Genomic DNA, 17086 nt, shown 5'->3' on the forward strand with positions numbered 1-17086 from the left:
CAATTTAACCGCGCGGGGGTTTTCAATTTCTACAATACTGCTGGCGATTGTGATACCAAAACCTCTGTTTCTAAATCTGCTACTTCAGCATTTAGGTTTTCTCCCTTGTGAATGCTAAAACTGCCGTACAAAATTGAAATTTCAAAAATATCCGTATGAATCAAAGCCGCTTTCCGGTGCGCGTTTTCACCCAAATGAATGCCAATCAAATCAGCTAATGGTTCTTTTACTTCCTCTTCATCATGCACCTCCCACATAATTTCTCGGCAGTCTTGAAAAACTAAAGAGTAAGGCAATTGATCGCCTGTAGGATCGTAGATACATTCCAGTAATACTTCATTCCCCCACAAAGACACATTGACATTTTTCACTAGGGATGTAAGTCCACCTAAATTAAGCAATTTGTAGTCATCAGGCATATTAATTACTCACTTTTTCTCCAGTAATGTGCGTATCAGGAATCTGATTGCCAAATTCATCGCGTGTTTGGAGTACGCTACCATCTTTGTCAAGACGCAAACCCCAGTTTATTCTTCTACCATCTGAGTCATATCGCGGTGCTGGCAGGCGAACAACTTCACTATTAGTGCGGATTATGACTTTTGACCTGTCAGAAAATTTGTATTCAACATAATTTCCTGAAGAACTTTTTACCTTAGCACCCAGTCCGCGCAAGAAGTCATCGACTTCTTGGCGAGTCATCCCGGTTAAGTCTCCAAACTCAGATGCAATTCCATTTCCTCCAACTCCCTGACTCGGCACGCAAGTCTCCTCACCAACCATTGCTTATTGGAGTTTAGCACATTACCTTGTGCAAGTAGCTACGCAATACGCTTGTGATACCAAAACCTCTGTTTATCAACTCATTCCCACTTCTTTAATCTCAAATCTAAAAGCTCAAATCGAAATTACTACAAGAGTGCTTGCGCTTGTGATACCAAAACCTCTGTTTCTAAATCTTCAGAATTTAATTTTTCTCCCTTGTGAATCCTAAAACTGCCGTACAAAATTGAAATTTCAAAAATGTCTGTAGTAATCACCGCAGGCTTGCGGTGTTCGGGCTCGCCCAAAGCAATTCCGAAAAATTCAGCTTCCAGTTCGCCAACTGCCTCTTCATCGTGTACAGTCCAACTGATATCGCGACAGTCTTTGAATGCCAGGATATAAGGCAATCTTTCTTCTGGATTGTAGACGCATTCAATTAATACTTCGTTTCCCCATGAACATAGGTTGACTTTTGTGATTAAAGATGTAAGACCACCCAATCCAAGCAAGTTATAGTCATCCTTCCAATCACTCATTTAATTTTTCTCCCGTATTGTGAGTACCTAGAATTAAATTACCAAATTCGTCTCTCGTTCGCAATAATTTACCATCTCTATCGAGACGCAAACCTTTGTTGAGATTTTTTCCATCTGATCCATATTTCGGTGCAGGCGTTCTAATCACTTCACCGTTAGGACGGATCATTACTGTTGACTTATCAAAAAATTTATATTCAACATAACCATCTCTAGTAGTTCTGATTTCTGCACCCAAGCCGCGCAAAAAATCATCGATTTCTTGGCGAGTCATTCCGGTTAAGTCTCCAAACTCAGATGCAATTCCATTTCCTCCAACTCCCTGACTCGGCACGCAAGTCTCCTCACCAACCATTGCTTATTGGAGTTTAGCACGGTTGGAAGGAAGAAGGAAGAAGGAAGAAGGAAGATGGAAGATGGAAGATGGAAGATGGAAGATGGAAGGATCATTCCTCAAACTCGCCATGCCCAATGCTTTTCGGTCCAATTATCAATTCCCAATGACCAATAATCAATTTCAAAAACAAATAGGGGGTGCCTTGCGCCCCCCCTACTAATTAACTAACTAAAGTAGCAAACAATTATTAGCCACCGAGTTGAACTTTAACCACGCGGTTCTTTTCTGCTTCCGCTTTGGGCAAATTCAGGTGCAAAACTCCATTTTTGTACTCAGCTTCTACGCTGTCATTTTGAACCCGTGCGGGTAGGGGAATCACCCGGCGGAACGAACCGTAGCGGAACTCAGAGCGAGTCATGCCTTTATCTTCACTCTTAGTTTCGTGACGGCGTTCACCACTGATAGCAACAGCTTCTGCGGTTACTTGTACGTCCAAATCCTTAGCTTCCATGCCCGGAATTTCTAACTTAAGGTGGATGGCTTCAGGAGTTTCATCGAGTTCGGCGGGGGGTACAAAAGCAACACCGTTAGATGCGCGATCGGTTGCCGGTGTCAAGCTATCAAACAACCGATTCATTTCTCGCTGCAAGGAGTCCATTTCCCGCAAAGGTTCCCAACGAATAAGTGCCATAACTAATACCTCGACTATCTGAAGTTTTTAAGGTTGAGAAACACTTGACTCAACCTGTATTTAATATATTCCAGCTTCCAAAACTGGGGGATTCGGTTTTCCGAAAAAAGGGCGATCGCTTTTCCGAACATTTGCGATCGATAATGTTGAGTCAGTCGATTTGAGGTTGAAGATTTGAGATTTTAGATTTGAGATTGACTCCACAGATGAATCTGGAAGTTTGAACCTTAGTCTAAAATTTTTTGCTCGCCACCACTCCTGTCTGCTAGCAAGTATCCGTTTTTCCGCGAAGTCATTGCAGGTGGCGCTATTCGATCGCACCGCAACGCAACAATTTGAGATTTTAGATTGAATTTAGAATTCCCAACCTAAAATCTCAAATCCCACATATAACGAAACAAAATTAACTCCACCGCGAATGCTGATAAGAAGCGTAGGTATCAAACAAAACACCCACCAAACTAAAAGTTAAGCCGATTACGAAAAAACCCTGGAGGGGACAGCCGCTGCCGAAAGTCGTTAAAAACTGCAAAATCAGGTCTTCTCCAGAACGACCAACTCCTTGGAGAGCAGGCACCAGGCCGAGCAGCGAAAAGCTAGTCAATCCCCCGCCGATTAACAATAAGGGGGCGACAAAGCTCAACAGGCTGGTCAGCAGTACAGAGCGAAGAAAATTGGGGAAAATGCTCATAAGAGTCAGTAAATTCAGCTAAACTGCCGAAAGGTGCAAGTAAACAAAACTTGTCCTTTTCTACGATAGGCAGCGATCGCCGTCAGTGGCCCGTTCTGTCAGAAATCTTAAATGTTATAGAAAAAACTTGTTTAAGATTTGTAGATAAATTTCATTTTTGGCAGTTGTTCTATACTCGAAATCCCCTTGAGCACCACTACATCTTCGAGCCTCAGTTTGTGGAGTCAGCGGTTGCTGGCAGCAATTTTATTGGGCGGTCAAGTCATGCTGCACTTGCTGAAGGGCAAAATTCACCGCCGCAACACCCTCGATCAAATGGCAGCAGTCGGCCCGGAATCTCTGCTGATTGCTTTGCTGACAGCGGGTTTTGTCGGCATGGTATTTACTATTCAGGTAGCGAGGGAGTTTATTAACCTCGGGGCCGGCAATGTCGTCGGCGGCGTTTTGGCTTTGTCTTTGACTCGCGAACTCGGCCCCGTCTTAACAGCCGTGATCGTGACGGGACGGGTAGGTTCGGCTTTTGCGGCGGAAATCGGCACGATGCAGGTAACAGAGCAGATAGATGCCTTGCTGATGCTCAGAACAGACCCGATCGACTATTTAGTAATTCCCCGCGTCCTTGCTTGCTGCTTGATGCTGCCAATTTTAACCATCATGTGTCTCGTCACCGGCATAGCCGGCGGACTGCTGATTGCTACGGCGATGTACGGCATCTCTCAAAACGTGTTTTTAGAATCAGTCCGCAATTTTCTGAGTCTGTGGGATATTTGCAGCGCGGCAATTAAGGCTTTTGTATTCGGTGGTTTGATTGCTGTAATCGGCACTAGCTGGGGTTTGACTACCACTGGCGGGGCAAAAGGCGTCGGTCAATCTACTACTACGGCGGTGGTGACGGCTTTGCTGGCTATTTTTATTGTGAACTTTTTCATGACTTGGCTGATGTTTCAGGGGACGGGCTCTAGCGTACTCAAAGGCTTGTAAGCTAGGAAACGGTAAAATATAAAGTATTGACAAAATTCGTTTAACTTAAACCCGTGACTACAACTGCCTCTTCAACTGCGCCGACAAGTACGATCGAACTCGCTCCGAGTTATGCGCTTCCCCTAGTTTTGGTACTGGCGGGCGTACCGCTGCTGTTCGTGCAGAAGTGGGCGAGTTTGTCGCTTTCGCTGTTCGGCTTGTTTCTGATGTACCAAGCCGCCACCATCCGGCTGCAATTTACCCCAACCGATTTGGACATTTATCGATCGTCCAATTTAATCCGCCGCTTTCCTTACCGCGAATGGCAAAATTGGCGGATATTTTGGCCCGCGGTGCCGATTTTGTTCTATTTCAAAGAAATTAACAGCATTCACTTTCTGCCGGTTCTATTCGATCGTAAAATGCTACAGACCTGCTTAGAACAGCGCTGTCCCCGTCAAGACTAAAAAAGTTGTTAATTTTAAATTTTTAACTTTTCTGTGCCCCACGCCAAACAAAATTTCCCATGAATTCAGACGAATCTCCAACCCAAGAACCGCAACCACAACCAGCCGCCCCAAGCGGTGACGGCGAAGTCGATTTACCCGTGAATGAGACGGAGTACCAACTTCTATCTCAAACACGGGATTTGTGGATCGACGAAAATGAACTGCCAGCCCAACTCCCGCCAGAAACAGACCCGCCGCTGGGCGGGGAAGATGCCGAAATCGCCGAATTCGTGGACGAAGCAGGCGCCCAGGCCCAAATCCCGCTCAACACCGACGATGGCGAATCAGAAAGTCCGATCGCTCAAATCGACCCTCCAACCGACTCCCAGCCAACAGCAACCGCAGAAACGGTAACTCCCATCCCAGAAAATGTTACCGAACAGTTGGCAGACAGAGTCAAACAATTGCAGCAGCAAGAACAAAATTTGACTGAAAGAATTGCCGCCTTGGAAGCCGACAAAGCCAATGCTATAGAAGCGTTGGGCGAGGCTCAAGCATCGATCGGGCGTTTGGTACAAGACGGCTTGATTCAACTAGATCAGCGCAAACAAGCGCTGCAAATCGAAGTAGAAAAACTAGAACGCCGGCGCGATCGAATTCAAAAGGAAATGCGCACAACTTTTGCCGGCGTTTCCCAAGATTTAGCAATTCGAGTCCAGGGTTTCAAAGACTATCTAGTAGGCAGTTTGCAGGATTTGGCGGCTACCGCCGAACTCTTAGATTTGACCCCGCCGGTGCAAGAGACACCCAAGCAAATTCCTGCTGAGGAGTCTCAATCCTCAGCACCCATAAATCCCAGATTTTCTGAACAGGGATTTCAAGAACAAGCCAAACAAATTCGGCGCACCCTCGATCAATACCGCACTCTCCCAGACTACTACGGCCCGCCTTGGCAACTCCGCCGCACTTTTGAACCCATCCACGCGGAACGAGTTTCTAACTGGTTTTTCACCCAAGGAGGAAGGGGCGCTTTGCGGACTATGGGTTCGCGCTTGCAAAATATCTTGATTACTTCGACAATTATTTCTGTACTCAGAAGCGTCTACGGCGGACGGGTGCGGACTTTAGTGCTCGCCAACAGTCCCGAACGTTTGGGAGAGTGGCGCCGGGGTTTGCAGGACTGTTTGGGCATTACTCGCAGCGATTTTGGCCCGGAAAGGGGGATTATTATGTTTGAGTCTGCGGAAGCTTTGGCTCAAAAAGCCGATCGACTGGTGAAAGATGGCAAATTGCCGCTAATTGTCATTGATGAAACTGAGGATTTAATTAGTTTGTCAATGCTGCAATTTCCGCTGTGGTTGGCCTTTGCTTCTGACCCGCAAACTTTGACGACTGCTAAGGATTTTTGATTGGGTAATTGGTAATTGGTAATTGGTAATCGGTAATTGCTAATTGCTAATTGCTAATTATGCTAGTAGAAAGGTGGCAAATTTTAAAAGTACACAAAATATCAAATTAAAAAATGGCTAGCTGGATAATTTTAAATGGCGCACTGTTAATAGCAGCTTATCTGCTGGGATCGATTCCGACTGGGTACGCCTTGGGGAAATGGATGCTAGGAATTGATATTCGAGAGGTTGGTTCGGGTTCGACTGGTGCGACTAACGTACTGAGGACTTTGGGAAAGTGGCCGGGGTTGGGGGTGTTGCTGGTTGACGTGTTGAAGGGGGTAAGTGCGATCGTCCTAATCCGCTACATTTATTCTCTCACTTTTACCCAGCAGCTAGCAACCGCCGCAGGTTTAGAAAATACTGCAACTGTCATCCCTTGGATGGCAACTTTTGCTGGTTTCTCTGCTATTTTGGGCCACAGCAAATCAATCTGGCTGGGGTTTACCGGCGGTAAATCTGTGGCTACGAGTTTGGGAGTTTTGCTCGGTTTGTACTGGCCTGTTGGTTTGGGAACTTTCGGAATTTTCGGGATAGTATTTGCGGTGTCGCGAATTGTTTCTTTAAGCTCGATTATCGGGGCAATTAGCGTTGCTGGATTGATGTTTGCTTTACATCAGCCGCTAGCTTATGTATTGTTTGGAATTGCGGGCGGCGTATTTGTAATTGTACGGCACCGGAGCAATATTCAGCGTCTGTTGAATGGTACGGAACCGAGAATTGGGGAGAAATTGGAAACAGCAGCTAGCGATCGATAATTAGTATTTTTGTACCGCTGGTTGCAGATTACCATTTCTCTTTCCAATCTTCGATTTAAGCTTTTGCAGGATGCGTTGGAGCGCATTATACAGCTTAGAATCCCTGAGCAGAGATAATACTTCCTTGAATCTCAGCCACTCTTACATTTGCCACAAACCCTACTATGTCGCCGGAATTCCTAACTTTAATTAGAGTGCCTTGACTCTGTATCGGTTGAAGATCGAATGAACCTGGCGGGGTAAATAGTTTGAAACTTTCTGGTGCATCATACCCAAATAAAACTGTGACGTTTGTCACGTATTGCAAGTCTACATCGCTAGCAGTCAAACCGCCTGCCAATCCAATTCGATCGAAAGCGGGTCTGAAACCTACAATCAAATCGGCATTATTGACATCTGTAACTCCGGGTTCTGCTTGGAGGACGTACAAATTGCTGCCCCCGATTTTGATTGAACTATTATTATCATCCAAAGCTCCTAAAATGTCGCGACCCAAACCTCCCACCAGAGTGTCATTTCCGTTACCGCTGACTAAAAAATCATTGCCTCTACCGCCCAAGAGAATATCATTTCCCGCACCACCTATCAGAAAATCTGCATCTTGACCGCCGCTGAGAGAGTCATTTCCCTCATCTCCAGTCAGCAAGTCTTTATTTTTTCCTCCTAATAAAGAATCGTTGCCCAAATCCCCGCTGATAATATCTTCTCCTTCATTGCCATAAACCAAATCATTAGCTGTTGAGCTGGTGACTACATCGTCACCTCCAAGCATCCAAACTCCCAAAGGAAAATTAGTTGCATCTGCGATCGACAAAGTAACGACTTCGGATGTATTGTCGTCAATTAATCGCCGCTGTTCTGACGGATCGGGTTTTAAAGCCATAAAAAATCTCCGCGTAAAATCTCAGATGTCAAGATTATTAAATAAGCCAATCTCAAAGTCTATTCATAAATTCATAACTTTGAGTTCATAAAAGTCATAACTTTGAGTTCATAAAAGTCATATTTGTGGTACGATAGACACCAACGAGTGCAGCGAGTTAAGGGGATGGAACAATTTAGGTGCCTGAAGCCTGGAGATATTCTGCGCGATCGCTACCGAATTATCGGTCAATTAGGGCAGGGAGGGTTTGCTAAAACCTATACGGCTAACGACGCTTTAGGCAGCCCCGAAAATCCCCTGTGCGTCGTCAAGGAAATTGAGCCTCCTGAATCTAACGATCCGCGGCTGTTGAAGGAAGCACAACAGCAATTTGAAAGAGAAGCTCAAACCCTGAAGTATCTCGATAAGTGTCCGCAGATTCCCAAGTTGATCGATCGCTTTATTGAACAGGGAAAATTTTACTTAATTCAAGAATACATCGAAGGAAATCCGCTCAACAAAGAACTCGCATCTATCAGCCAGTTTCAGGAGTCAGAAGTTATTGATTTATTGCAAGATATTTTGTCAGTTTTAGATTGCGTCCACTCTCAAGGTATTATTCACCGCGATATTAAACCGTCAAACTTAATCCGGCGCAAGCTTGACGGCAAAATTGTGTTAATTGACTTTGGGGCAGTAAAAGCGATCGGCACTTTGGCGATCGAGAACGGTCAAATAACTCAAACTCGCGCGGTTGGTACAGACGGTTATATGCCAGCCGAACAGTGGAAAAATCAGCCCAGATTGAACAGCGATATCTATGCTGCGGGAATCATCGGCATTCAAGCGATCGCAGGGTTAGATATTGAAGACTTTTTTAATGATAAAAAAACTGGCGAACTCATCTGGCGCTACTCAAGTGACGATCGCCCGATGGTACAAATTAGCGACCAACTGGAAAAAGTTTTAAATAAGATGGTGCGCTACCACTTTAACGACCGCTACCAATCTGTTGCTGAAGTGTTGCAGGATTTGCGATCGCTAACAGAGTTGCACTCACCACCGCCGAAACGCAGGCTGTTTTCTCGATCGATCTTTAGCTTGTTACCATTGGCAGTTGCGGGAATGACAGCGGGACTGGCAGCCCCTATTTTTTTACGCACAATTACACCTAAAACTTGTCCTTTAATCCAGGGAGATGCTTTGAGTTGCGGCGAAGAAATCCTCGTCAAAACTTCTTCACCTCGGTTAAAGCAAAAGGGAGTTGAGGAGTTTGCCAAATCAAATTATCAATCTGCTTTTGATTTATTCAAAAAATCCTGGAACGAAGAAGACAGCATCGATCCAGAAACTTTAATTTACATGAACAATACTTTTTTGAAAAACAAAAATGCTGATTATTACACACTTGCTGTTGCCGTTCCCATCCTGAAAAATCAGTCAGGTTCTGCCGTTAATGCTGATTCGGCAAAAGAACTTTTGCGCGGCGTTGCCCAAGCCCAAACGGAAGTTAATTTAGGATTAATCGCTGCTACTGAGAGGAATCAAAACTTTCCCGGTCAAAGCTCGATCGAAGCCAAAGCTATTAACGGCAAAGGTCTGAGAGTCATCATTGCTGACGATGCGAATCTCAAAGCAGAGGCAATTAAAACAGCAAATGCACTGGTTAAACAGCCGGATATTTTAGGGGTAGTAGGTCATTATGCCAGTGAAATTACCCTATCAGCGATAGATATTTATGACCAAAATAATCTGGTGCTGATTTCTCCTGGAAGCACAACGGAAGAACTGACAGAAAAGCATCGAAAAATTTTCTTTCGCACATCCTATTCGAGTCGGTTTGCAGCTCAAAGTTTAGCAAAGTATCTGCGGTCAGTAGGTAAAAATCAAGCAACAGTTTTATACAATCCCGGCAGTTCGTCGGGTTCTTATTTTACACAAGCATTCAAAAGGCAGTTTCAAGATGACAAAAAAGGAAAAATAGTCAGAACTCGCGACTTCGATTTATCGAAAAATGAATTTAACGCCCAAACAGCTTTAAATGAAATCCAGCGAACAGGAGAAACAGCGATCGTGTTATCTCCAGACGGTCAAATTACCAATTCATTAAATAACGCGATCGCAATGGTTAAAGCCAACCGCGATCGCAATTGGATAGCCGGAATTTGGGTACTCTACAAGTGGAGAACTTTAGAAGCAGCATCCCAGCTAAAATCTTTTGAAAAACTAATCGTGTCTGTCCCCTGGCATCCCTTAAGTAGTCTTAACAAAAAATTTCCTCAACAGGCTCAAAAGCTGTGGGGAGGAAAGGTAAATACCGATACAGCCTTAGCTTACGATGCAACTATTGCACTGATTAAGGCAATGGAAATGCAACAGCAACCCAGCCGCGAAGGAATGCAGAAAACGCTTTCCAATCAGAATTTTATTGCGTCAGGAGGAACGGGAACTATTCAGTTTGGAAAGAATGGCGATCGCAAAAATCCCCCCAGCGAATTGGTGCATATTGTCAAGTGTCGAAAAGAAGAGTTTGGTGTAGCTTTTGTTCCCGTCAAATATCCGACGGCAAAAGCGGCAGGTTTAAAGTGCGATTGAACTCGTTTATGATTGTTTCTGTGCGTTATTCCTAACTTATTTCCCTAATTCTTGAGAACGCAAACAAGCTGCTTTCACTGCTTCGATCAGCGCAGAACGAAAACCGCTACTCTCTAATTTAGCAATTCCGGCAATAGTTGTACCGCCGGGACTCGTAACTCGATCTTTCAATTCTGCTGGGTGCATTCCCGTTTCTTGCAATAGTTTCGCCGTACCGAATACTGTTTGCAAAGCTAATTGAGAGGCGATCACCCGTGGCAGTCCTGCACAAACTCCGCCATCTGTCAAGGCCTCTATCAAAATTGCGACATAACCGGGCCCGGAACCCGAAAGCCCCGTCACCGCATCCAGCATACTCTCAGGTACTTCTACCACTTCTCCGACGGCCTGAAAGATCCGCTTTACCAATTCTAAATCAGCCGATTGAACAAGTTTTCCCGGAGCGATCGCGCTCATTCCTGCTCCTACCGTAGCCGGAGTATTCGGCATCACACGCAGCACTCCCCGCCCCGGGAAGGCTGGTTCGAGCTTGCTCAGTGGCACTCCAGCCAAAATCGACACTACCAGCGCTTCTGGCTGGGAATTAGCCGTTTCTCCATTATTTCCCTGTTTGCGATCGGCCGCCACCGCCAACTCCAAAGCTACGGTATCAAAAACTTGCGGTTTAATCGCCAAAAACAGCACTTCTGTAGCGGCAGCAACTTCTAGATTGCTGGCTGTTGTTCCAATCCCGTAGGTTTCCGTCAAAAATTGGCGCCGTTGAAGTTGTGGCTCGCTCACCAATATTTCTGAAGGCAAATAAACTTTTTGTGCAATTAAGCGGGATAAGAGAGCTTCTCCCATTACCCCGCCGCCGATCGTACCAAATTTTATGTTAGTCATTAGTCAGTTGTCACTTGTCACTTTTGAGTTATCAGTTGCCAGTTATCAGTTGTCAGTTGTCATTGGTTACTTAGTTGTTAGCTAATGTTATTAATCCGCAGTGTTTATTCCACAGTTATTAGTTGTTAACTATTGACTACTGACTACTGACTACTGACTACTGACCACTGCCAACTGACTGCTAACTACTGACTACTGAGCCATTGGAGCTTGTTCTGCCGGCCAGACTGTAGGTGCAGGAGCAGCAGGGCGGGGCCGTCCTTGGGCTGGAGGCACTTCGTGAACCACACCCGACTGAGTTCTCACCTGCACGCAGCTAGGCGTAAACAAGAAAATACTTTCGCCAATTCGCTCTTGATGACCGTCAAGGGCATAAGTACCGCCCGCCACAAAGTCCACAGCTCTTTGCGCTTGGTCTGGGTCCATCACCGTCAGGTTCAAAACCACAGACTTCCGTTCCTTAAGAGCTCGAATTGCTGCCGGCATCTCTTCAAAAGTGCGCGGCTCCATTACTACTACTTCCGAAATCCCGTTCATAGCTCCAGGCATTCCAATCACGTTATTCATTACTGACCCTACTCCCCCGGTTGGTGCAACGACATCCATACCTGTCGATCCTACTACTGACCGCTCCCGCATTCTACGATTTTGACGACGTTCTTCTTCTGCTGCTGCGACGGCAGCGGGGTTGGGTTCAGGCGCTTGGTAGAAGTTCTGATAGCGCTCTCCTTCGGTTTCGTCGTACACGTCATCGTACTCAGGCTCATTGTTGATGCCTACAAAATCTCGCAGTTTAGAAAAAATATTCATGATTCACGCTCCTTCACGACTTTGCTACCCCGACTATACTCGCGTTGCGCGTTAGTTGCGGGTGGCTGACTACTCTATATTTAACCTAAATTGTCTTTATCAGAAGATTTCAATTATTTATCCCCTCCTAGAGCCAAATAAGGTTTGTCCTAGCCGTACCATAGTAGCACCTGCTTGAATTGCCAAATGATAATCTCCCGACATCCCCATCGAGAGCTGTTGCATTTGAATGCAGGGCAAATTTTGCTGCTGGATTTTGTCAGCAAGTTCGCGGGTGCTGTTAAATAATTCTAGGATTTGCGACTCATTTAACCCCTGTGGGGGTATTGTCATCAAACCTTGAATTTTGATATGCTGACATTTGTTTAGTTCTGGAAGGTCGGCAAGCAGTTCTGGAACGCTCCAGCCGTATTTGTCCGGATCGGTCAACATTTTGACTTGCAGGCAAACTTGGGGAGAGCAGGACTGTTCGCCCGCCAAGCGCGAAAGTCGCTGAGCGATTTTTAAATTGTCTAGAGAATGAATCCACTGGAAATGCTCTAGGGCTTTAGCGGCTTTGTTGGCTTGCAAGTGGCCGATCAAGTGCCAGTTGATATCCGGTAAATCTTGCAGTTGGCTTTGTTTTTCGGCAGTCTCTTGAACCTTACTCTCGCCAAAATCGCGGATACCGGCGTCGTATGCTTCGCGGATAGCATCAGTCGGTACTTGTTTGGTAACGGCAATTAACCGCACTGATTCGGGCAAGTGTTGGCGAATGCTGTTAATTCGAGAGGCTATGGTCATGGTTGCTCAACGCTGGGAACTGGAGGGAAGGAAAATTAAGACAGTTACCAATTACCAAATTACTGATTTTCGTTATTGAAACGTGCGCTGGTGAATGGTCTGCAATTGGTCGTACTCTTGATATTGTCCGCTGCGACGCAGGGTTCGCAGGCGAATTTCGACCATGAGGCGAGCGTCGGAGCGGCTGATTGGTTCAAATCTCAGCCCGCCTGGGCCGTTTGTCACCAAAAAAAACAGGCGTTGGGCGTATAGGGTGGTAAATAATTCTTGGCTGTCTTCAACCTGGGATACCCTGAAGAGGAGGCCAAAGTTTGGATGATTCAGGTAAGTTTCGGTAGTCATTCAAGTTTACAGTCGGTCAATTTTAGATTAAAGATTTCGATTTTAGATTTTAGTTTCGGTGTTTGTGGGCACGGCGTTGTTTGAGGGCGGGGTACAAAGGGCGATCGCCGTAGCCATAGAATAGTCTCCGTCATGGCTGAGGCTCAATTGCCACTGGCAATTTCCCCAAACAGAGGCTCGTGCTGCTGCGTTTCCGTGCAGTTGCACATTGGGAGCACCGTTTTCGGAACGCCGAATTTCCACATCTGCATACCGTATTCCCCGCCATCCCGTGCCTAGAGCTTTGACAACAGCTTCTTTTGCTGCCCAGCGCCCTGCTAGTTGGTTGCAGGAAACTCGATTCATTTTACCTTTAATGCTGCTGTGTTGAGAATTTAGTTGCCCGCAGTCCCTTTGTTCGGCGGGCGTGTAAACTTTTTCGAGGAAGCGATCGCCAAAGCGGTCTAATGCAGCTTGAATGCGCGGAACATATACGATATCTGTCCCAAGATAGATGTTCAAGGTCTTGGATCTCTAAATATTTGTCTCCATTACTTTAGCAGGACTGTCACGTACCAGACAAAATTTACTCAAATGTAGGCCCGTTTTCCAAACCCCGCTCGAATCAGTCCTTGCCAATCCTTCAATATTATTCAATCTAAAATCTAAAATCTAAAATCTAAAATCTCAACTGTCCCAACCCCAAACGAAGCGGGCGCTCCAGAGGACGATCAAGCACCCGAGGGCGATCCAGTCTCGGATTTTCAATTGCAACTGGTGCCATTCTACACGGTGTCGATCGGGACTGGTGAAGCCGCGAACTTTCATGGCGCTGGCTATTTGTTCGGCTCGCAGGAGCAAGTTTTCTAAGAGTCGCTCGGCTATCATCAACCACACTTGAGCGGCGCGGCGAAATCCGAGTTTTTTCCAGTTGATCGCTCGGGTTCTGACCGATCGCACTAAATTTTGTATTTCTTCCAATACTAGGGGAATGAAGCGCAAAGATAACGTTAATGTTAGTGCTATTTCGGTAACAGGCCAGTTCAAGCGGCGCAGAGGTTGCATTAAGTTTTCGATCGCGCTGGTTATTTCTTCACTGGCTGTGGTAAGGAGATAGAGGTTGGTACTGTAAATTACTGTGAAAAAGAGGGTGCTGACGTTAATAGCTAAATCTAGGGATTTGCGGGTGATTTTAATCGGGCCTTGTTTGAATAAAACGTAACGGTAGTTTGTGGGTTGGGGGAGTTGATTTGAGATTTGGGATTTCGGATTTGGGATTGGGGAATTTGAGCCTAAATTAAAAGTTTTGTACCAGGGTTTTGGCTGGGGCGGGGGTGGAAGAGTTGCGGGCTGTTGGGAAAAGGTGAATTCGTCGGCGGGGATGCGGGGCTGGTGTTCTGATGGGAGTGCGTCGGGAGCGATCGCGCTCAAGCAAAATATTAAAATGCAGAATAGCAGCAGCAGTCCCATTTGCTGTTTCCATACCCGCAAAGGGATTGCTGCTGTTAGTGTCAGTACGATTAACATTCCTACCAGCATCAACCGCCAGATGGGATTGGCGAGTATTGGCGCGATCAGAAATGTCATCAACCAAGCTAGTTTTACGCGGGAGTCTAGGCGGTGAAGCCAGGTTATTGGTTGTTCTAGGTAGAGTCCGATGGGGAGCGATCGAAGTAAGTCCATCTTGCGATTTTAGATTTTAGATTTTAGATTTTAGATTTTTTGATTGGGGATTGTTTGATTGTTTGATTGATTGGGGATTGCTTGATTGGGGATTGTTTGATTGTTTGATTGTTTGATTGTTTGATTTATGGTTGGGATTGTTTGATTTTAGCTTGGCAATTTTTGTAGTATTTGAGATTTTTTTTATTGGCGATTTGCTGTTGGGTTTTTAGCAATTAAAGTTTTGATAGAGGCAACTGTCATTGCTAAAATTTCATTCGTTTCTGACATGATATTCCTCAAATTATCGACATCTACTAATTTAGCTTCAACTATCAACTCCATCCAGTACAAACATTCATCCGCTTCTTCTTCCACTATTCTGAGTTTGGCAATTAAGTCTGCTGTCGATCTAGCGCGACAAGCTGCTCGATAGTTAGCCCCTACAGAAGTTCCTGAACGAATTAACTGCTTGCCAATTACCTCAGAAACGGTATTTTTTGGCAGTGAACTTACTAGCTTAATAACTCTTAATGCTAGCTGCTTCGTTCTTTGTTTAAACTCTTGTTCGTCCATCTTGGGATTTTAGATTTTAGATTTTAGATTTTTTCATGGGGGATTTAAGATTGTTGATTTTCGATTTGGTATTTGACATTTGGAGTTGGCAATTCTTTGATTTTTGAGGATACAAAAAAAACGCAATTCATTAATTTTATCATTCAATTGCGTTTTTTCTTCAATCTAAAATCCAAAATCTAAAATCGAAAATTACTTGACGCGCAGTGCTCTGTTTGTTGTGCTCATTTCGGTGGCACGAACTTTTTTTCCTCTCCAAAGCAGCCGCATTGGTGTACCGGTAAAGCCGAGGTGTTTGCGAAATTGGCTTTCCATGTAACGGCGGTAATTTTCGGTGAAGCGTTTGGGATCGTTGACAAACAGCGCAATTGTCGGTGGCTGCGATCGCACTTGAGTACCGTAATAGATTTTGCCTTGTTTTCCTTGGCGGGTAACTGGGGCTGAGTGCCAGCTTGTGGCTTCTTCTATGACTTCGTTAATGACGGCGGTAGTGACGCGGCGTTTGTGTTCGTCGGAGGCTTTGTCTACTAATTCAATGATTTTTTCAACTCGCTGTCCGCTCATGGCGCTAACAAAAATCATTTCTGCCCAGTCGAGGAAATAAAGTCTGGTTCTTACTTCTCTTTCGTACTCGTAGATGGTGTCGGAGTCTTTTTCTACTGCGTCCCATTTGTTGACGACTATGATGCAGGCTCGACCTTCTTGGCTGATGCGATCGGCTAATTTTTGGTCTTGATCGGTAACGCCGTCAATTGCGTCAATTACTAACAGTATGACGTTGGCGCGGCGGATGGCTTTGAAAGCGCGGTTGATGCCGAAAAATTCTGCGCCGTATTCGACGTTTTTCTTTTTGCGGATGCCGGCTGTGTCGATCAGGCGGTAGGTTTGACCGTTGCGTTCTACTAAGGTGTCGATCGCGTCGCGGGTTGTGCCGGAAATCGGGCTGACTATGGCACGATTTTCTCCGAGAAATGCGTTTAACAAACTCGATTTGCCGACGTTGGGACGACCGATAATTGCTACTTTAATTTCCTCAACTTCTGGTAACGCTTCCGTGGGAAGGTGAGTAATTAATTTGTCGAGCAATTCGCCGGTGCCGTTGCCGTGAATGCCTGAAATTGGGTAAGGTTCTCCGAGTCCCAATTGCCAAAAGTCTGCTGCTTGGGTGAGTCCTGTATTTTCCGATTCGCACTTGTTGACGGCGAGAATGACAGGGACTTTTTGCAGTCGCAGCCAAGATGCGATCGATTCGTCGCCGCCGGTGAGCCCGGTTTGTCCGTCTACTACGAAAATGGCTGCGCTGGCTTCTGCGAGGGCGGCCATTGCTTGTTCGCGAATTAAAGGCAGAAATTCTGTCTCGTCGTCGAATACTAACCCGCCGGTGTCTACGACTTGATATTCCCGATCGCCCCAGTAAGCCGGTCTGTAAGTGCGATCGCGCGTGATTCCTGGTTCGTCGTGGACGATCGCGTCTTGGGTGTTGGCTAAACGGTTGACGATCGTCGATTTGCCTACATTGGGGCGTCCAATAATAGCAACTATAGGTAGAGGCATAAAAGTAGCAGCAATTAGGCTGCGCAGTAATTTTGAGCTTTAATCTTTAATTATAAGGGAATGTCACTCAAATGGAAAGGCTTATTTCTGTATTGAGGTTAGCTGTTTTTGTCGGTTTGTCCTACGCATTTTCTAGTCGTTCGGCGCGCTGTTAGGTAGCCACCCGTACTGTGGAAAATTGCTTGGCAGCTAATTTTTGCATTTTTGATTCTCTAAACTGCTCGGGGTTTGGCGGTCTTTAAATTTTTGGGAGATTTAGTCACCATTTTTTTCAACCAGTAAGGTGCAGTCTGCATGGAACCCTACTCTCTACTCTCAATCTTATTAAATCAATACTCCGGACAGTTTTTAAATAGGGATGCTTACGCAATAAAGCACAGAAGCGAAAAAACTGAGTGCTATCTGA

General features: G+C 45.5%; 21 protein-coding genes. 6 read left to right on the top strand and 15 right to left on the bottom strand.

The window, feature by feature from the left end; genetic code table 11:
• Window positions 1-29: 29 nt before the first annotated feature.
• From QUA20_RS23195 to QUA20_RS23210, 4 genes are all read right to left on the bottom strand, one after another.
• A complete protein-coding gene (locus tag QUA20_RS23195) occupies window positions 30-419 on the bottom strand; it encodes a hypothetical protein (protein WP_333191491.1) in 390 nt (129 codons plus the stop codon).
• Between the two features lies 1 nt (window position 420).
• Window positions 421-783, bottom strand: a complete 363-nt coding sequence (locus QUA20_RS23200) for a hypothetical protein (protein WP_333191493.1) — start codon at window positions 781-783, stop codon at window positions 421-423.
• 128 nt (window positions 784-911) lie between these two features.
• Entirely contained in the window at window positions 912-1301 is a 390-nt protein-coding gene (locus QUA20_RS23205) for a hypothetical protein (RefSeq protein WP_333191495.1), read from the bottom strand.
• Window positions 1294-1635 carry a hypothetical protein gene (locus tag QUA20_RS23210; protein WP_333191497.1) on the bottom strand — a complete coding sequence of 114 codons (342 nt, stop codon included), beginning with the start codon at window positions 1633-1635 and terminating at the stop codon, window positions 1294-1296. Before QUA20_RS23210 ends, QUA20_RS23205 begins: the two co-directional genes overlap by 8 nt.
• Before the next feature lie 27 nt (window positions 1636-1662).
• On the opposite strand from QUA20_RS23210, the gene QUA20_RS23215 reads away from it, so the two are divergent.
• On the top strand, window positions 1663-1812 hold the full coding sequence (locus QUA20_RS23215; RefSeq protein ID WP_333191499.1) for a hypothetical protein: 150 nt from the start codon (window positions 1663-1665) through the stop codon (window positions 1810-1812).
• A gap of 73 nt (window positions 1813-1885) precedes the next feature.
• Here the strand turns inward: QUA20_RS23215 and QUA20_RS23220 are convergent, their stop codons facing one another.
• A complete protein-coding gene (locus tag QUA20_RS23220; protein ID WP_333191501.1) occupies window positions 1886-2329 on the bottom strand; it encodes an Hsp20/alpha crystallin family protein in 444 nt (147 codons plus the stop codon).
• 403 nt (window positions 2330-2732) lie between these two features.
• Entirely contained in the window at window positions 2733-3020 is a 288-nt protein-coding gene (locus QUA20_RS23225) for a hypothetical protein (RefSeq protein WP_333191503.1), read from the bottom strand.
• A 186-nt stretch (window positions 3021-3206) separates the two neighbouring features.
• On the opposite strand from QUA20_RS23225, the gene QUA20_RS23230 reads away from it, so the two are divergent.
• From QUA20_RS23230 to plsY, 4 genes are all read left to right on the top strand, one after another.
• Entirely contained in the window at window positions 3207-4001 is a 795-nt protein-coding gene (locus QUA20_RS23230; protein ID WP_333191505.1) for an MlaE family lipid ABC transporter permease subunit, read from the top strand.
• A 53-nt stretch (window positions 4002-4054) separates the two neighbouring features.
• On the top strand, window positions 4055-4447 hold the full coding sequence (locus tag QUA20_RS23235; protein WP_333191507.1) for a DUF3119 family protein: 393 nt from the start codon (window positions 4055-4057) through the stop codon (window positions 4445-4447).
• A gap of 59 nt (window positions 4448-4506) precedes the next feature.
• Entirely contained in the window at window positions 4507-5838 is a 1332-nt protein-coding gene (locus QUA20_RS23240) for a DUF3086 domain-containing protein (protein ID WP_333191509.1), read from the top strand.
• Between the two features lie 113 nt (window positions 5839-5951).
• A complete protein-coding gene (plsY, locus tag QUA20_RS23245; protein ID WP_333191511.1) occupies window positions 5952-6635 on the top strand; it encodes a glycerol-3-phosphate 1-O-acyltransferase PlsY in 684 nt (227 codons plus the stop codon).
• Between the two features lie 94 nt (window positions 6636-6729).
• Here plsY and QUA20_RS23250 read toward each other — a convergent pair whose 3' ends face one another.
• The gene (locus tag QUA20_RS23250) at window positions 6730-7518 is read right to left on the bottom strand and encodes a calcium-binding protein (RefSeq protein WP_333191513.1); all 789 of its coding nucleotides are present in this window, start codon (window positions 7516-7518) and stop codon (window positions 6730-6732) included.
• Between the two features lie 165 nt (window positions 7519-7683).
• Here QUA20_RS23250 and QUA20_RS23255 point away from each other — a divergent pair, with 165 nt between their 5' ends.
• Window positions 7684-10092: a bifunctional serine/threonine-protein kinase/ABC transporter substrate-binding protein gene (locus QUA20_RS23255; protein ID WP_333191515.1), complete on the top strand. Its 2409-nt coding sequence runs from the start codon at window positions 7684-7686 to the stop codon at window positions 10090-10092.
• 36 nt (window positions 10093-10128) lie between these two features.
• Here QUA20_RS23255 and proC read toward each other — a convergent pair whose 3' ends face one another.
• The 8 genes from proC to der form a co-directional block, all read right to left on the bottom strand.
• Window positions 10129-10974, bottom strand: a complete 846-nt coding sequence (gene proC / locus QUA20_RS23260; RefSeq protein ID WP_333191517.1) for a pyrroline-5-carboxylate reductase — start codon at window positions 10972-10974, stop codon at window positions 10129-10131.
• Window positions 10975-11166: 192 nt separating this feature from the next.
• Window positions 11167-11784, bottom strand: a complete 618-nt coding sequence (locus QUA20_RS23265) for a cell division protein SepF (RefSeq protein ID WP_333191520.1) — start codon at window positions 11782-11784, stop codon at window positions 11167-11169.
• Between the two features lie 117 nt (window positions 11785-11901).
• Window positions 11902-12567, bottom strand: coding sequence for a YggS family pyridoxal phosphate-dependent enzyme (locus QUA20_RS23270; RefSeq protein WP_333191521.1), 666 nt, complete (start codon window positions 12565-12567; stop codon window positions 11902-11904).
• A gap of 72 nt (window positions 12568-12639) precedes the next feature.
• Window positions 12640-12909, bottom strand: a complete 270-nt coding sequence (pipX, locus tag QUA20_RS23275) for a transcriptional coactivator PipX (protein ID WP_006634205.1) — start codon at window positions 12907-12909, stop codon at window positions 12640-12642.
• Between the two features lie 42 nt (window positions 12910-12951).
• Window positions 12952-13410 carry a holo-ACP synthase gene (gene acpS, locus QUA20_RS23280; RefSeq protein WP_172190292.1) on the bottom strand — a complete coding sequence of 153 codons (459 nt, stop codon included), beginning with the start codon at window positions 13408-13410 and terminating at the stop codon, window positions 12952-12954.
• A 165-nt stretch (window positions 13411-13575) separates the two neighbouring features.
• Window positions 13576-14571 carry an energy-coupling factor transporter transmembrane protein EcfT gene (locus QUA20_RS23285; protein ID WP_333191522.1) on the bottom strand — a complete coding sequence of 332 codons (996 nt, stop codon included), beginning with the start codon at window positions 14569-14571 and terminating at the stop codon, window positions 13576-13578.
• 183 nt (window positions 14572-14754) lie between these two features.
• Window positions 14755-15126, bottom strand: coding sequence for a four helix bundle protein (locus QUA20_RS23290; protein ID WP_333191524.1), 372 nt, complete (start codon window positions 15124-15126; stop codon window positions 14755-14757).
• A gap of 192 nt (window positions 15127-15318) precedes the next feature.
• Window positions 15319-16680, bottom strand: coding sequence for a ribosome biogenesis GTPase Der (der, locus tag QUA20_RS23295; RefSeq protein ID WP_333191526.1), 1362 nt, complete (start codon window positions 16678-16680; stop codon window positions 15319-15321).
• Window positions 16681-17086 lie beyond the last annotated feature (406 nt).

It is taken from the genome of Microcoleus sp. Pol7_A1 (assembly GCF_036701085.1).
In the GTDB taxonomy this organism is placed as follows: domain Bacteria; phylum Cyanobacteriota; class Cyanobacteriia; order Cyanobacteriales; family Microcoleaceae; genus Microcoleus; species Microcoleus asticus.

Excerpts from the sequence above, each read along its gene's own strand:
- QUA20_RS23265 (WP_333191520.1), bottom strand. The coding sequence starts at position 11,784 with ATGAATATTTTTTCTAAACTGCGAGATTTTGTAGGCATCAACAATGAG.
- QUA20_RS23205 (WP_333191495.1), bottom strand. The coding sequence starts at position 1,301 with ATGAGTGATTGGAAGGATGACTATAACTTGCTTGGATTGGGTGGTCTT.
- der (WP_333191526.1), bottom strand. The coding sequence starts at position 16,680 with ATGCCTCTACCTATAGTTGCTATTATTGGACGCCCCAATGTAGGCAAA.
- pipX (WP_006634205.1), bottom strand. The coding sequence starts at position 12,909 with ATGACTACCGAAACTTACCTGAATCATCCAAACTTTGGCCTCCTCTTC.
- QUA20_RS23270 (WP_333191521.1), bottom strand. The coding sequence starts at position 12,567 with ATGACCATAGCCTCTCGAATTAACAGCATTCGCCAACACTTGCCCGAA.
- QUA20_RS23220 (WP_333191501.1), bottom strand. The coding sequence starts at position 2,329 with ATGGCACTTATTCGTTGGGAACCTTTGCGGGAAATGGACTCCTTGCAG.
- proC (WP_333191517.1), bottom strand. The coding sequence starts at position 10,974 with ATGACTAACATAAAATTTGGTACGATCGGCGGCGGGGTAATGGGAGAA.
- QUA20_RS23250 (WP_333191513.1), bottom strand. The coding sequence starts at position 7,518 with ATGGCTTTAAAACCCGATCCGTCAGAACAGCGGCGATTAATTGACGAC.
- QUA20_RS23225 (WP_333191503.1), bottom strand. The coding sequence starts at position 3,020 with ATGAGCATTTTCCCCAATTTTCTTCGCTCTGTACTGCTGACCAGCCTG.
- QUA20_RS23255 (WP_333191515.1), top strand. The coding sequence starts at position 7,684 with ATGGAACAATTTAGGTGCCTGAAGCCTGGAGATATTCTGCGCGATCGC.
- plsY (WP_333191511.1), top strand. The coding sequence starts at position 5,952 with ATGGCTAGCTGGATAATTTTAAATGGCGCACTGTTAATAGCAGCTTAT.
- QUA20_RS23195 (WP_333191491.1), bottom strand. The coding sequence starts at position 419 with ATGCCTGATGACTACAAATTGCTTAATTTAGGTGGACTTACATCCCTA.
- QUA20_RS23285 (WP_333191522.1), bottom strand. The coding sequence starts at position 14,571 with ATGGACTTACTTCGATCGCTCCCCATCGGACTCTACCTAGAACAACCA.
- QUA20_RS23240 (WP_333191509.1), top strand. The coding sequence starts at position 4,507 with ATGAATTCAGACGAATCTCCAACCCAAGAACCGCAACCACAACCAGCC.
- QUA20_RS23200 (WP_333191493.1), bottom strand. The coding sequence starts at position 783 with ATGGTTGGTGAGGAGACTTGCGTGCCGAGTCAGGGAGTTGGAGGAAAT.
- QUA20_RS23290 (WP_333191524.1), bottom strand. The coding sequence starts at position 15,126 with ATGGACGAACAAGAGTTTAAACAAAGAACGAAGCAGCTAGCATTAAGA.